Origin of the sequence: Paenibacillus montanisoli (assembly GCF_003268025.1) — a bacterium.
Classification (GTDB): domain Bacteria; phylum Bacillota; class Bacilli; order Paenibacillales; family Paenibacillaceae; genus Paenibacillus_Z; species Paenibacillus_Z montanisoli.
The window spans coordinates 384050-397208 of sequence record NZ_QLUW01000002.1; the positions used below are offsets into that span (position 1 = coordinate 384050).

At 53.3% G+C, this 13159-nt stretch carries 14 protein-coding genes; 6 read left to right on the forward strand and 8 right to left on the reverse strand.

The window, feature by feature from the left end; all coding sequences use genetic code 11:
• Positions 1–1476: a protein adenylyltransferase SelO gene (locus DL346_RS11025; protein WP_112883066.1), complete on the reverse strand. Its 1476-nt coding sequence runs from the start codon at positions 1474–1476 to the stop codon at positions 1–3.
• Positions 1477–1676: 200 nt separating this feature from the next.
• On the opposite strand from DL346_RS11025, the gene DL346_RS11030 reads away from it, so the two are divergent.
• The 3 genes from DL346_RS11030 to DL346_RS11040 all read left to right on the forward strand — a co-directional run bounded on the left by DL346_RS11030 (position 1677) and on the right by DL346_RS11040 (position 4806).
• The gene (locus DL346_RS11030) at positions 1677–2564 is read left to right on the forward strand and encodes an ABC transporter permease subunit (protein WP_112882179.1); all 888 of its coding nucleotides are present in this window, start codon (positions 1677–1679) and stop codon (positions 2562–2564) included.
• Positions 2561–3481: an ABC transporter permease gene (locus DL346_RS11035; protein ID WP_112882180.1), complete on the forward strand. Its 921-nt coding sequence runs from the start codon at positions 2561–2563 to the stop codon at positions 3479–3481. The genes DL346_RS11030 and DL346_RS11035 overlap by 4 nt, the downstream gene beginning before the upstream one ends.
• A 128-nt stretch (positions 3482–3609) precedes the next feature.
• Entirely contained in the window at positions 3610–4806 is a 1197-nt protein-coding gene (locus tag DL346_RS11040) for an MFS transporter (RefSeq protein ID WP_112882181.1), read from the forward strand.
• A 26-nt stretch (positions 4807–4832) separates the two neighbouring features.
• Here the strand turns inward: DL346_RS11040 and DL346_RS11045 are convergent, their stop codons facing one another.
• The 3 genes from DL346_RS11045 to DL346_RS11055 form a co-directional block, all read right to left on the reverse strand.
• A complete protein-coding gene (locus tag DL346_RS11045; RefSeq protein WP_112882182.1) occupies positions 4833–5261 on the reverse strand; it encodes a GNAT family N-acetyltransferase in 429 nt (142 codons plus the stop codon).
• 30 nt (positions 5262–5291) lie between these two features.
• Positions 5292–5957, reverse strand: a complete 666-nt coding sequence (locus tag DL346_RS11050; protein WP_240633130.1) for a hypothetical protein — start codon at positions 5955–5957, stop codon at positions 5292–5294.
• A 123-nt stretch (positions 5958–6080) separates the two neighbouring features.
• Positions 6081–6812 (reverse strand): YheC/YheD family protein, encoded by a 732-nt coding sequence (locus DL346_RS11055; protein ID WP_165822468.1) that lies wholly within the window; start codon positions 6810–6812, stop codon positions 6081–6083.
• 137 nt (positions 6813–6949) lie between these two features.
• On the opposite strand from DL346_RS11055, the gene DL346_RS11060 reads away from it, so the two are divergent.
• The 3 genes from DL346_RS11060 (at position 6950) to DL346_RS11070 (ending at position 9594) form a co-directional block, all read left to right on the forward strand.
• Positions 6950–7210: a hypothetical protein gene (locus DL346_RS11060; RefSeq protein ID WP_112882184.1), complete on the forward strand. Its 261-nt coding sequence runs from the start codon at positions 6950–6952 to the stop codon at positions 7208–7210.
• 149 nt (positions 7211–7359) lie between these two features.
• The gene (locus tag DL346_RS11065) at positions 7360–9219 is read left to right on the forward strand and encodes a metallophosphoesterase (RefSeq protein WP_165822469.1); all 1860 of its coding nucleotides are present in this window, start codon (positions 7360–7362) and stop codon (positions 9217–9219) included.
• A 48-nt stretch (positions 9220–9267) separates the two neighbouring features.
• Positions 9268–9594 (forward strand): YnfA family protein, encoded by a 327-nt coding sequence (locus tag DL346_RS11070; RefSeq protein WP_112882186.1) that lies wholly within the window; start codon positions 9268–9270, stop codon positions 9592–9594.
• A 137-nt stretch (positions 9595–9731) separates the two neighbouring features.
• Here DL346_RS11070 and DL346_RS11075 read toward each other — a convergent pair whose 3' ends face one another.
• Genes DL346_RS11075 through rpiB form a run of 4 tightly spaced genes read right to left on the reverse strand, consistent with a single transcriptional unit; the run spans position 9732 to position 13068 of the window.
• Positions 9732–10835 (reverse strand): ADP-ribosylglycohydrolase family protein, encoded by a 1104-nt coding sequence (locus DL346_RS11075; RefSeq protein ID WP_165822470.1) that lies wholly within the window; start codon positions 10833–10835, stop codon positions 9732–9734.
• A gap of 58 nt (positions 10836–10893) precedes the next feature.
• On the reverse strand, positions 10894–11961 hold the full coding sequence (locus DL346_RS11080) for an ADP-ribosylglycohydrolase family protein (protein ID WP_112882188.1): 1068 nt from the start codon (positions 11959–11961) through the stop codon (positions 10894–10896).
• Positions 11962–11999: 38 nt separating this feature from the next.
• Entirely contained in the window at positions 12000–12584 is a 585-nt protein-coding gene (locus DL346_RS11085) for a helix-turn-helix domain-containing protein (RefSeq protein ID WP_112882189.1), read from the reverse strand.
• 19 nt (positions 12585–12603) lie between these two features.
• Complete coding sequence (rpiB, locus tag DL346_RS11090) at positions 12604–13068, reverse strand: ribose 5-phosphate isomerase B (RefSeq protein WP_112882190.1); 465 nt, start codon at positions 13066–13068, stop codon at positions 12604–12606.
• Positions 13069–13159 lie beyond the last annotated feature (91 nt).

Sequence of the window (13159 nt, forward strand, 5' to 3'; positions counted from 1 at the left end):
TTAGGTTCCGCAATAGGTCCGGTACGCGCAAGAAGACGGTTCAGGCAAGGCAGCATATTCGTCTTGCTCCGGCGCATAAGCGAAAGGGTTCGCCAGCGCTTCAAGCAGGCGCTCCATCACTCGATAGTCTTCTTGACTCACGGCCGCTTCGAGAGCGGCCTCAACACGATGGTTCCGGGGAATGACGGCCGGATTGCTGCTTCTCATCAGTTGCATGGACGCTTCGCGGGTTTCCTGCTGCCGGCCAAGTCTCGCTTGCCACCGCTCATGCCACTCCGTAAATCCCGTCGAGCCGAACATCTCCGTATCTTCCGGCTTTCCGAACGTTAAGGAGCGGAACGTATTCGTAAAATCGGCGTGATGATGCTGCATCAAGCGAAGCAAGTCATCGACAAGCGCTTCATCCTCTTCCTCTTCGCCGAAGATCCCGAGCTTGCCTCTCATGCCGGTAAGCCAATGATGATGGAACTGCTCCGCGAAGCCCGCTAGCGCCTCTTCAGCCAATCGGATCGCTTCCGCTTCCGTTTCGTGCAGCAGGGGCAGCAGCGTTTCCGCAAACCGCGCGAGATTCCATGCGGCGATGCCCGGTTGATTGCGATATGCATAGCGGCCTTGCGAATCGATGGAGCTGAAGACGGTCGCCGGATCATAGGCGTCCATGAACGCGCATGGTCCATAGTCGATCGTTTCGCCGCTCAGCGCCATATTGTCGGTATTCATGACGCCGTGGATAAACCCGGCCAGCTGCCATTTCGCAATCAGCTTTGCCTGCCGTTCTATAACCGCTTGAAGAAGGCGAAGATATGGCTGCTCGTCATCCGCCTCCTCCGGGTAATGCCGCGCGATCGTATAATCGGCGAGCGCCTGAAGCTCTTCGATATTGCCGCGGCTCGCCGCATACTGGAACGTGCCGACCCGGATATGGCTTGCCGCCACGCGGGTCAGAATCGCACCGGGCTGCACCGTATCGCGGATAATGGATGCGCCGGTCGTAACAACCGCCAGGCTGCGCGTCGTCGGGATGCCTAATGCGGCCATCGCTTCGCTGATGATGTATTCGCGCAGCATCGGGCCTAGTGCCGCCCGGCCGTCTCCCCGCCGAGAATATGGCGTAACGCCGGAGCCTTTCAGCTGGATATCGACTCGCTCGCCTTGAGGCGTAAGCTGTTCGCCGATCAATAACGCCCGTCCGTCCCCCAGCATCGTGAAATGCCCGAATTGATGCCCCGCATACGCTTGCGCAAGGGGAGTCGCGCCCTCCGGAACCCGGTTGCCGGCAAATATTGCGATGCCGTCCTCTTCACGCAGCGCTTCGGCGCGAAGCCCAAGCTCGGCTGCAAGCTTTTCATTCAATGCGATTAATTCCGGCGCCCGCGAAGGGGCCGGGTTTTGCAAGCTATAGAACGTTTGCGGCAGTCGGGCGTAGCTGTTATCTAATCTCCATCCCGCTTCCATCTTCGAATGATTCTCTGACATCATATCTGCATCGCCCTTTTCCATTTTTGACTTTAGGTTTAACGTTACCCCGTATCCCAATACCAAGCTGTAGTCATTTTACCATAGTTTAACGATTCTACTCTATTAAGGAACGGTCAAGACTTGAAATAATTAAACAAATCACTATACTTGATTTGATAGAATGATGTCGAATCGGATAGAAAGGAATTCGTTGCAGTATGGCAAAAGTAACTCGGGTCTCCTTCATCATAGTTGGCATTTTATTGTTCGTACTTGTTTTTGCGATGTTTCCCGCCGTCCTACAGCCTGACCGGCTAGACGGTTCGCTTCAATTTCAATGGACGAAAGGGCTTTCCAGCATCAGCGGTTATTTCAAGGGCATGGCGGGAGGAGAAACGTTCCGCTACATGTCCGGCACGAATGAGCTGTCGTTCTGGATTGAAATCGGGCGAAGCTTTACCGTGACGTTCACTTACATGATGATCGGCGCAGTGATCGGGATGACCATCGGCATCCTGCTCGGCATCTATTTTGCCGTTACCCGCGCTCATTGGCTGAAACGCTTGCTGGAGCTGACGAGCGTGCTGCCGGATTTCGTCATCGTGATGCTGCTCCAATTTCTTATCGTTTTCATCGCATCGGAAACCGGAATTGTCGTCTTTCAGGTTGCGAGCTTCTCGACGGATGAACCGGCGGTCGCGCTGCCTTTACTATCGACGATCATCATCCCGGCCATCTACATGATTCGAAACGTCGCCCTTCATATGAATCTGACGCTGACTGAGGATTACATCAGCTTCGCCAAAGCCCGCGGACTTGGGAAAAGATACATTATCTTCTATCATGCCCTGCCTAACGTACTCCCTTTCGTCAAAGCGGACCTGCACAAGTTCATGGCAATCCTGTTCGGCAATTTGTTTATTTTCGAATATCTATACAATCTAGGCGGCGTCACGATGCTTGTCTTCTCGAACGCATTTACGCGCGAAGGCTATCAATATAGCTTGGTCGTAAACGGGATATTCACCTTATTGCTGCTTTATGCCATCATATTTGCGGTATTGAAAGCGTTAGTTTACGGTTGGGGGAAGGTGTTTGCACGATGAACAAAACATTGCTTACAGGGCTTCTCATCACCATCTTGATGCTCGCAGCCTCCTTCTTCGGCCAATACTTCGCGCCCCATGATCTTAGCGAGCATGTCAGCATCGATTATCTGGTGGACGAGAACGGCGAGAGCAACCTCATCGTTCCGCCGTTAGCCCCGAATTCCAGCTATCCGTTCGGAACCGATAAATACGGTTACGATATGATGGCGAAGCTGCTTGCCGGCGCTAAATATACCATTATCGCATCGCTTGCGGTCGCCGTAGTCCGCATCGCAGCAGGCGGAATTATAGGACTGCTGATCGGTTATCTCAGCAAATCGAAACCGGCGCGTACCGATCGCGTTCCCATATGGAACGTGCTGAACGGCATACCGATCTTTATTATCGTATGGATGGTTATGATCGGCGTTACGATGAATCCTTCGGCCTCTCCTTTCACGATGGCGCTCATTCTCTCCGTTGTGCTGGCGCTGGTCGGCATTCCGTCCGTCGCGTCAACGGTCAAAGAGAAAACGCTGGTCATTCGGGAGAAGCAGTTCATCCTCTCGGCGAAGTCGATCGGAGCCGGCCACTGGACCATTATTCGGACGCATCTGTTTCCTCATCTAAAAGAAAGCTTCCTAATTCTGTTCGTGCAGGAAATCGTCCTCATTCTGGGATTGTTCGGTCAGCTGGCGATCTTCAATATTTTCGTAGGCGGGACGACGATGTACTTCGATCCTGTCGAATATGTGAGCCGCACGAACGAATGGAGCGGTCTCATCGGACAAGCGCGCAACAATCTGTTCATTAACCAATGGATCTTGGTCATTCCGCTCATAGCCTACATCGTTTTTATTCTCGGCTTCCATCTGATTTCCATCGGTCTTGAGAAGCTGTACAAGCAGAAATTTTCCAAGTTCTCGCATATTTAAACGTCGAAGGCTGCCAATCGGCAGCCTTTTTAGGTCCCCTCGCTTTGCCGCAGACAGCTGACAGGCAGGAATCTGCCTCCCGGCATGGAACTAGTAGGGATGCAGCTACCGATGAAGGAAGGTTCCATATGCCAGTCAATCTCGCTTATTTCCTGTTCTTCTACGTCTTCGTCTACATGGGAAACGCCGTCTACGGTACGTTTATCCCGCTTTATTTTCAAGATGCCGGCTTCACCCAATCACAGATCGGCACGCTGCTCGGGCTCGGCCCGCTTATCGCGATTCTAGCGCAGCCGGTTTGGGGGCTGTTCAGCGACCGCGCGAGAACGAAGAACAGCATTCTATTGCTGCTCATTACCGGAACCGGCATTACGGTGCTGCTCTATCCGCTTTCGAGCCATTTTGCCTATCTCATGGTGTTCATTTGCATCTTCACCTTCTTCCAATCGCCCATATTTGCGCTGAGCGACGCCATTACGCTAGAGGCGCTGGATAAACGCGGCAGCGGGAATTTCAGCCTTATCCGGATGGGCGGCACGTTCGGCTTCGCCGTCATGTCGATCGTATTCGGATTGATCGCCCAGAAACGCATTGACCTGCTGTTCGGCATTTATGCCGTCATCCTGGCCGTCTGCTTTCTGCTAGCGCTCCGGTTTCCTGTTATAGAAGGACATCAAGCCAAGAACAGCCGCAAAATGCCGGTGTGGGTCCTGTTCCGCAACCGGAAGCTGGTGATGTACTTAAGCGCAAACTTCGTGTTTCAGATCACTCTTGGCTACTACTACTCCTTCTTCCCGCTCTATTTCAAGGAGATGGGCGGAGACAGCGCTTGGCTGGGGTGGTCGATGGTCATCTCGTCGCTGAGCGAAGTGCCGTTTCTGCTGCTGTCCAAACAAATCTTCAAGCGGGTTCAACCTTCGTACATCTTGCTTGGAGCCGGGGCAGCCGCCGCGCTCAGATGGTACTTGTTCTCGGCCATCTACGATTCGGCCTGGCTGCTGCCTGCTCAAGCCTTGCACGGATTGATCTTTATCGTGCTTTCCGTCACGATGGCGAATGTCATCAACAAGGAAGTGCCGGTCGAGCTGAAGGCCAGCGGCCAAACGTTGAACGGCTTGCTCACGCTCGGCATTGCGCGCATCATCGGCAGTCTGGCGGGCGGCGTCGCGAGCGAAGCATTCGGCATGCGCAGCGTATTTTTTTACAATTTCATCATCACCGTCGTATGTATTGCGGTTTTCGCGCTGGTCTTCCGGCTTCAGCGCGGCAGCGAAGCTTCGCTTGATCCTGCCATCCGTACGAAAGAAACCCCTGCCTCCGACTAATTCGCGGAGCAGGGGTTTTCTTTGTGTCATTGGATCTTGCCCGCATGCACAACGCCGAACATTCCGGTCATTCCGTCATGCTTCTGGAACACGTATTTGTTATAGAAAGCTTCTTTGCCCTGAGAGGCGAATAAGCCGATAAACGCTTTATCCGGGGCATGGTCCTCTATGTACGCTCGGATCGTGTCCATAATCAGACTTCCGATTCCTTTGCCCTGATGTTCGGGGCGGACGGCGATATCCTGGATATAGAAGTAGATGCTGCCGTCGCCTACGATCCGGCCCATACCGACGGTTTCGCCGTCATATTGAACGACAACGCCGAAGATGGACTTGGCTAGCGAATGCTCCGCAGCCTCGAAATTCATAAAGTCCCGCCAGCCGACTGCCGTGCAGAGCTCTTTGTATTCGGCGAGCGTCGGCGTGCGTTTTACCACCGTATAGTCGTTTTGCATACAATCACTCCTTACTGCTAATATCCGATTTCATTTCGTATCGAGCCCCAGCTTCTCCTGCATATAACCGGCCAAGGATACAAGCGAATTCCCTATTGCGGATGCCGTCATGTTCTCGACATATTGCGCTGCCGGAGCCATCGATAATTGCGCGGCAACGATCGCCGTATCCGGATTCTCCTCCGCCATTCGCATCAATCCTGCTGTCACCTCGTTGAAATACTCTTCCTTCTTGCCTCGCATGATCAGCTCGAACGTGCCTGGCAGCACCGCAGCTGCCGCTTGGACCGATGCCCCATGGCGTTCGGCATAGGCTTGGAACTGCTTCATCGTACCGTCGACGGTTGCCGGATTCGTAAACACGAACAAAACCGGTTTATTTTGCTTGGCAAGGACTCGGAATAACGGATCGTCGATCTTCACGATCGGCACAGGGAGACGATGCCGCTCCTCATCCCATAGCGCCGTAAAAAACGTGCACGTCACCAGTACCGCATCGACATGCGAGCCTGCGATCCAACCCAGCGATTCCTCAACTTTGCGCTCCGCCTGTTCTAAAGTGAACCGCTCGTCCTGTTTTCTCCGGTCAAGTCCCGGATCGACAAAATGAATGAGCTCCACTTTGACATCTTTAAGCGCCCGTTCAATGTGCTCAATATTGGAATAGTGCGCATGGAAACAGCCTATTTTCTTCATGATGAATCCCCCCCCCGCCATCTGTCGGCCGCCGCGAATATACCATATTCTAACCTATTTCATGCCAGCAGGGAAAACATGAAAAGAAAATGAAAGAGCTGCAAGCTCGCAGCTCTCTTCGTTCTACCTGTTGTATGTTCTCGCAAGCCTCATGATCCGCCTGAAGATGCGCGGGTCCGGGTGTTTGCGGAAAATATAGGGATCAGGCGCGGTATTGACTTCCAGCAGCCAAGGCTTCAGCGACTTATCGATCGCAACATCCAAGCCGATCACGCGAACGCCCGGAAATGCCGCGGACATTCTTCTCCCTGCCAGCACGCCGAGCTTAGAAAGCAACGCGAGCTTGACGCTGACTTTGCGCGTATATGGCCTCAGGAGACGTTCGGCCGTCACGATTTTCCCCCCGTTGTGGTAGTTTGTGACGATTTTCCGTTTGGCGGCCACTCTGCCGATCATCCCGGTCGTGACCCATTTCCCGGGTGCCGGGGATTGCGTCATGACGCGGATATCGAAAAATCTCCCGTTATGCTTAAGCAAATGGATGCCTTTCTGGACCAAGTACCTTTTGCGCTTCGTAGCTGTCGTAATGCCTTTGAAGAGTGAATCGAAGGCCGCGAAGTTCCGGATCGTATTCCCAAGCTGATAGCGGTAGCCTGATGACGTCTTCTCTACTCGCATGACGCCATTGCCGTGCCTGCCGTACTCCGGTTTCACATAGACCATCCGATATCGGGTCAATTGTCTTCGCAGCGACGTTTTGGTCAAACGCGCCGTTTCGGGTACGAACCGTGTCAAATACTTATTCTTGCGGATTGCGACGGTCTTACGCCATTTGCTGCCAATATAACGTGCCATATCCATCCCCTTTATGCATTGAACTAGTTGTATAACAACGTATTCATCGCAAGACGTGAAGTTGTTAGGTGTTTGATGCACACAATTTATCAACCTATCATCTACTATAGTGATCTATTAAAAATGGGGTGATCAATATGTCTCGTACTTTCTCTTCCGATCAACCGGATCTGGTTCTTATCAGCTGGTCGAGGCGGTTTTCCGGCTCGCGGCGAAGAATCGTTGAAACCCGTGTCATCGGTACCGCCTTCCCCTGCCGATTCACGCTGACACCCGGTTCACTGCTTAGAGATGCCCTTAACTGCTTGCTCGACAATGATGTCGGCGACTTTAGAGTGGTATTCCGCAAGAGAACCTCCAGCTTAAGCGGCTATATCGTTTTACAGCGCTTCCGTTAACGCCAACATGCAGTCTGCTGTCCCCTCAGCAGGCTGCTTGTTTGTATGCTGAACAATTATTCTTCGTCCCCTGCGCAGTTCGACGGGATTTGCGAGTGAGGCATGAAATAATAGAAACAGCCCTCACCCGAAAGGAGAAACGGATGCTGATGAGTTTAATCAAGCAGCTTGCCGATAAAATGATAGAGAAGCCAGGCGCACGCCCCCGCATGGTGGAATGGTTCAATCCGAAGCAACTGGTCGTGACGGGGACGAAGACCGTGCTATCGACAATTTTCGGCCTCTACTCCGATTTTCGATTAATTGAGGCTTTTAACCGGCAAGGCACTCCCTACACCGACTATTCCAAGCATTTCCTGAAAGACGACGCCGGCGAATACGCGGTTGATAAAGACAATTTCTACTTAAATGACCCGCTGCAGCCGCGGGAAGACATCTGGATCGATTATGTAAGCGATTTGGGCGACGGTTTCGATTCCACCTATTCCGTCGCCTATTATATAACCCGCCCGGAGCTGGAAGTTAAGGACCCGACAACGGGAAAGACCGTCTCAACCAAGCGCGGCGATGTGCTTATTTTCGGGGGGGACCAAGTATACCCTACCGCTAACCGCGACGAGTATTTAACCAGGTTAATTGCACCTTACTATATCGCGCAAAGCTATACGACGGTCCCTCACCCGCAAGTGTATGCGGTGCCAGGCAATCACGACTGGTATGACGGATTGATATCGTTCTCGCGCATTTTCACCTCTCGCAGTTGGTTCAATGGCTGGCAGGCTCCGCAGCAGAAGAGCTACTTTGCCTTGAAGCTGCCTCAGGGCTGGTGGCTGCTCGGAACGGATGTGCAGCTGAACTCCGATATCGACGGCCAGCAGGTGCAGTTCTTCGAATCGATTGCCGACCAGATGCTGCCGGGCGAGCGCGTGATCCTGTGTAACGCGGAACCGTATTGGGTATCCGCGCATAAATACGGCAAATTCGATCCGGTTTACAATGAGAACAACTTGGCCTTTCTTGAAGGCATCCTTAACAAACGCGATGTCGGCATTCAAGTGTTCCTTGCCGGCGACCTTCATCACTACCGCAGATTCGAGCATATTCCGAAGCGAGCGGACGGAACGGAAGACCATAGCCGCAAAGTGGAGAAAATTACGGCAGGCGGCGGAGGCGCTTTTCTGCATCCGACACATGACCTGAAGGATGAATTCGTTTATGAGCATAAGTCCAATCATCCGGATCCCATCAAGTTTAATCGAAAGAAGGATTTTCCGGATGTGGCTGCCTCGAGAAAGCTGACTTGGGGCAATCTCCTGTTCGCATGGAAGAATCCGATGTTCGGGATCGTGACGGCCATTCTCTATTTGTTAGCCTGCAACTCGGTTCTATCCGTCACTTCCGCACCGCCTAGTTCGGCAACCTATATGGATCTGGTCAAATCCTCGCTCACCAAAATCTCCGTCACGCCAAGCGCGTTTATATGGATGATCATCATCATCGGCGGATTCTGGCTATTTACCGATACGCATTCCCGGCTGTATAAATGGGTTGCGGGATGCATGCATGGCGCATGTCATGTAGCCGCCGCCTTCTTCATCGGATGCGGAGCCGTCTATCTAGTAAACACCGGTTTCAACTTGCAATGGGGAATTGGGGCGCTCGCGCTCACCGGTCTTCTCATCGCATATGGCGGGTGGATTATCGGATCGGTCATCATGGGGCTTTATTTGCTTATTTCCTTGAACGGCTTCGGGCGGCACAGCGGAGAAGCGTTCTCGTCCCTTCAGATCGAAAACTGGAAAAATTTCATGCGCATCCATATCGATTCTACCGGCAGCTTAACCATTTATCCTATCGGACTCGAGCATGTCGTACATAAGTGGAAACGAGCTCCTGAAACCGAATACGGCCCGCAGCTCGAGCCTGATCTGCCTGCAAGCAAATCCTCGAAAGCCCAGCCTAGGCTGATCGAATCGCCAGTTGTCATTCCGGCAAGCACTAAGCTATGATAGTGGGCATACTTTACCTGTTTCGAACTTGAAAGGAGCCTGCTTGAATTGCTGTTGGCTATTCTTATTTTCATCCTTGCCGGGCTTGCCGAAATCGGCGGCGGCTATTTGGTTTGGCTTTGGCTGCGCGAATCCAAACCGCTCTGGTACGGCATTGCCGGAGGATTCATCCTTGTTTTGTATGGCATCATTCCAACTTTGCAGAGCTTCCCGTCGTTCGGTCGGGTATATGCTGCATACGGCGGCGTTTTCATCGTGCTTGCGATTCTATGGGGATGGCTGATCGATAAGAAAACGCCCGACATGTATGACTGGATCGGAGCTGTCATTTGCATCATCGGCGTTTCCGTGATCCTTTGGGCGCCAAGAGGCTAGTCGGCGGGAGACCGGCACATCTAAATACAGCCGCATATACGGGGTAAAATAGCAAGAGCAAGGGCTGCGATGCCCCTGCTCTTGTTTGTGTTCTATGTTGTTGAAGTATCTGAATGACAAGTCCCTATATTAGTTATTTATACAATCATTTCCGCAACCAAGCTGTTTATCGATAGCAGCCTCGATTGAAACGCTTGGTACAAGCTTTCGGCCTGCGCAGCGATCGTCTTCTTGCTGCAGGTGTATTTGTTCAAATTCGTCGCATAGTCTACTTGAGCAACGAATGACTTCGGCAGCGCTGCAGAACCGCGAATTGCCCCGGAAATGCCTGCGGCAAGCGCCGTTACGCCGACGGTGTCCCTGCCCATATTCGCTCCGGCGATGATAGCATCATGCACGTTGGCATCCACCATCTTCACGATGCAGATCGCTTTCGTCACGACCTCGTTCGCGAAGCTGCTTCCGTATGGCACGCCGCAGCCGTGATAGATGCGGTCGAAGGCTTGCCGCAGCTCGCGGAAGTCCTGGCAGCCTGCCGTAAGCTTCAAGCCTTTCTCAAGCTCTTCGGGCACATTGTCCCGCAGATAGCCGTATTTGTAGCCGTCGATCCGTGCGCCGACATCGGCGTATTGGCAATGCGTAAATAAATCGTGAATAACGCTGTCGATCGTCGCATCCGGCTTTGTCGCGGCTGCGATTGCCGCAGCTGTAACGCCGGACCATTTTACGCCGTAACTTCCGGAGGCTTGATACAGCTGCCCGAGCTCGAAGGCATCGCGAATCGCGTTCTTGACGTCTCCGGCATTAATCAAGCCGACCGGGTGGCAAAATCCGGCGAAGTTGCTTTGCCCCGCATAGTCGCAATATTTACCTAAGTCCCGCGCCGGAATGCCGCTGTTCGCAACGGCCAGCAAGCCGATGTCGAAGGGCTCCATCACTTTCTCGGCGCTTCCTCTGCACAGATCCGCGTTCCAGATCGCGCGCACGTCCTCCGCCGTCACCCGGTCCTGCCGTTCGCAAATCGCCGTAATCAGCAGCTTCTGCCGCTCGATCCCGCTTTCTGTTGTTCCGGCTGCCCGAGCCCAGCTGCGTTCGTATGGCATGAGCTTGTCCAGCACGCCGAACTCTTCCTCAATCTCCTGCCAGCTCCGGCCTTGCACCGGGGCGCCCAATGCCGCACCGACATGAGCGCCTGCAATGCAACCGAAAAATTTTTCCTTCAAGCTGACTCTATCCTGCATTCCAGCACGCTCCTCGTTCATGATTTGCTCCGGTAGAATCGGTCCGTCCATCCGTCCGCTACTGCGCGCCCATCAGCTCGGAGTAAGCCTTCAGCCGCAGCAGCCTGGAGCGATATGCCTGATACAGCCCTTCCGCATGCTCCTTGATCGTACGTTGGGAGTTCGTCACAACATGCAAGGTCGTAGCATAATCGGTCTGTTTGATCCAGGATGCGGGGATGGTCGAGGTACCTGTAAGCGCGCCGGATATGCCAGCCGCAACCGCGGTAACGCAATCCGTGTCCCGGCCCAAATTGACAGCTGCGACCATCGCGTCCTTGACGTTCCCCTTCGCCCATTTGAAAATGCACACCGCCTTCGTGACCACTTCATTCGCGTAGCTCACTTCATACGGAATGCCCCGGATATTGTACGAATCGTACAGAGCTTTTCTGAGTTCGCGGTAGTCTTGAATTTGCGCCGTCCGCTTCAGCTCCCGGTCGAGCTCCTCGACAACCATGTCCGGATCGCAATGATCATAGATGGCGCCCAGCACGCTATCGACGGTTGCGCCCGGCTTCGTGCCGGATGCAATCGCCACCGCGGTAACGGTCGCCCATTTCAGCCCGCGTCCGTTCGTCGTTTGATAAAGCTGGCCGACATCATTCACATCATCGATAGCGCCCGGAATATCGCCGGCATTGATGAGGCCGATCGGATGGCAAGAACGCGAGAAGCTGTTGAGACCCGCATAATCGCAATATTTGCCGATATCCCGGGCCGGGATGCCGCTTTTGGCCATGGCCAGCAGCACCGCTTCGAACGGCTCCGAGATCATCCCGGCCGATTCCGGTTTGATTTTGGAAATCCACATCTTCCGGACATCCTCTGCCGAGACACGGTCCTGCTTCTCCATAATGGCGGAGATCATCAGCTTCTGGCGCTCGACGCCATCCTCGGTCGTGCCTGCTTCGCGCACCCAGCCATTATGAAAATGTTCGTACGGCAGCAGTTCCTCAAGAATGCCGTACTTGGCTTCTATGCGATCGAAATCCCAGCCTTCCACCGGCGCGCCCATGGCGGAACCGATGTGAACACCTGCAATGCAGCCGTAAAATTTATCAAATAACGCCGCTTGCTCGCTCATTTGCTCGTCCTCTCCTCTAAGTAGGGTGATTAACTCGGCTAAGATTTTGCAAAACCTTCTCTGAATTGGCCAGGCGTTACGCCGACGCTCCGTTTGAAGGCGCGAATGAAGCTATGCACATTGGTATAGCCGACGGCGGAGCTGATTTCATTCACGGTCTGGCCGTCCATCGTCAGCAGCTGCTTCGAATGCTCAATTCTCTTTCGGGTTAACAGACTGTAGAACGTGCTGCCGGTATACCGCTTTAGCAGCCGGTTTAGATATGTAGATGAACAATGCATAATGTCCGTGACCTGAGCTAGTCCGAAATCTTCCTCGTAATGCTCGTCGATATAGGCAAGCGCCTCTTCCACTTTGCGCTGGTTCCGGTCCTTGCTGTGCCAATAATTGAACTCGGTTTGGCCTGTCATCTGCTTCAGAGCCGTCGTTAGCGATTGATAGAACATCGCGATCGATTCTTGCGCGACCGCCTCCTTCCGAATCCGTTCCGGAGCCGTATCTTCTTGCTTATGGATAATCCGATCCACAACCCCGCTAAGGATGGAATTGCAAAGCTCTTCCAATTCTATCTGACTGGACGGATCCACTTGAAATTTCATGCCAGGCTCCTGTGTCGTTTGCATGAATGTGCCTCCTGGTCGTTTAGTGTGATTGCTTCTGAGCGGCTTCGCGTTCGAGGTCGGCGAGCTTCTCGACCCTGCGGCGGAATTGTTCTTCCGTACTGAAGGTTGCTTGGATAAACGAGGCGATCAAATCTTTTGCCAGCCATGCGCCGACAATTTGAGCGCCGATGCACATCACGTTCACATCGTCATGCTCTACGCTCTGGTGCGCGGAGTGAAAGTCGTGGCATACGGCCGCGCGGATGCCTGGAATTTTGTTAGCGGCGATACATGCGCCAACGCCAGTGCCGCAAACCATAATGCCGCGTTCTGCATCGCCGTTTAGCACCGAATGGCAGACCAGCCGGGCAATATCGGGAAAATCGACGGCGTCTGCGCTGTGGCAGCCATGATCGACGACCTCGCAGCCAAGCGATTGCAGATGGGCGGCGACCGCCGCTTTCAGATGAAACCCGGCGTGATCGCATCCTAGCGAAATCTTCATGTTCGAATCCCTCCCAATAGCGTGAATCTATCAAGCGAAATGTTATCGTTGCCATAAATCATCATTAAGAACCGGTGAATCTCTTAACAGT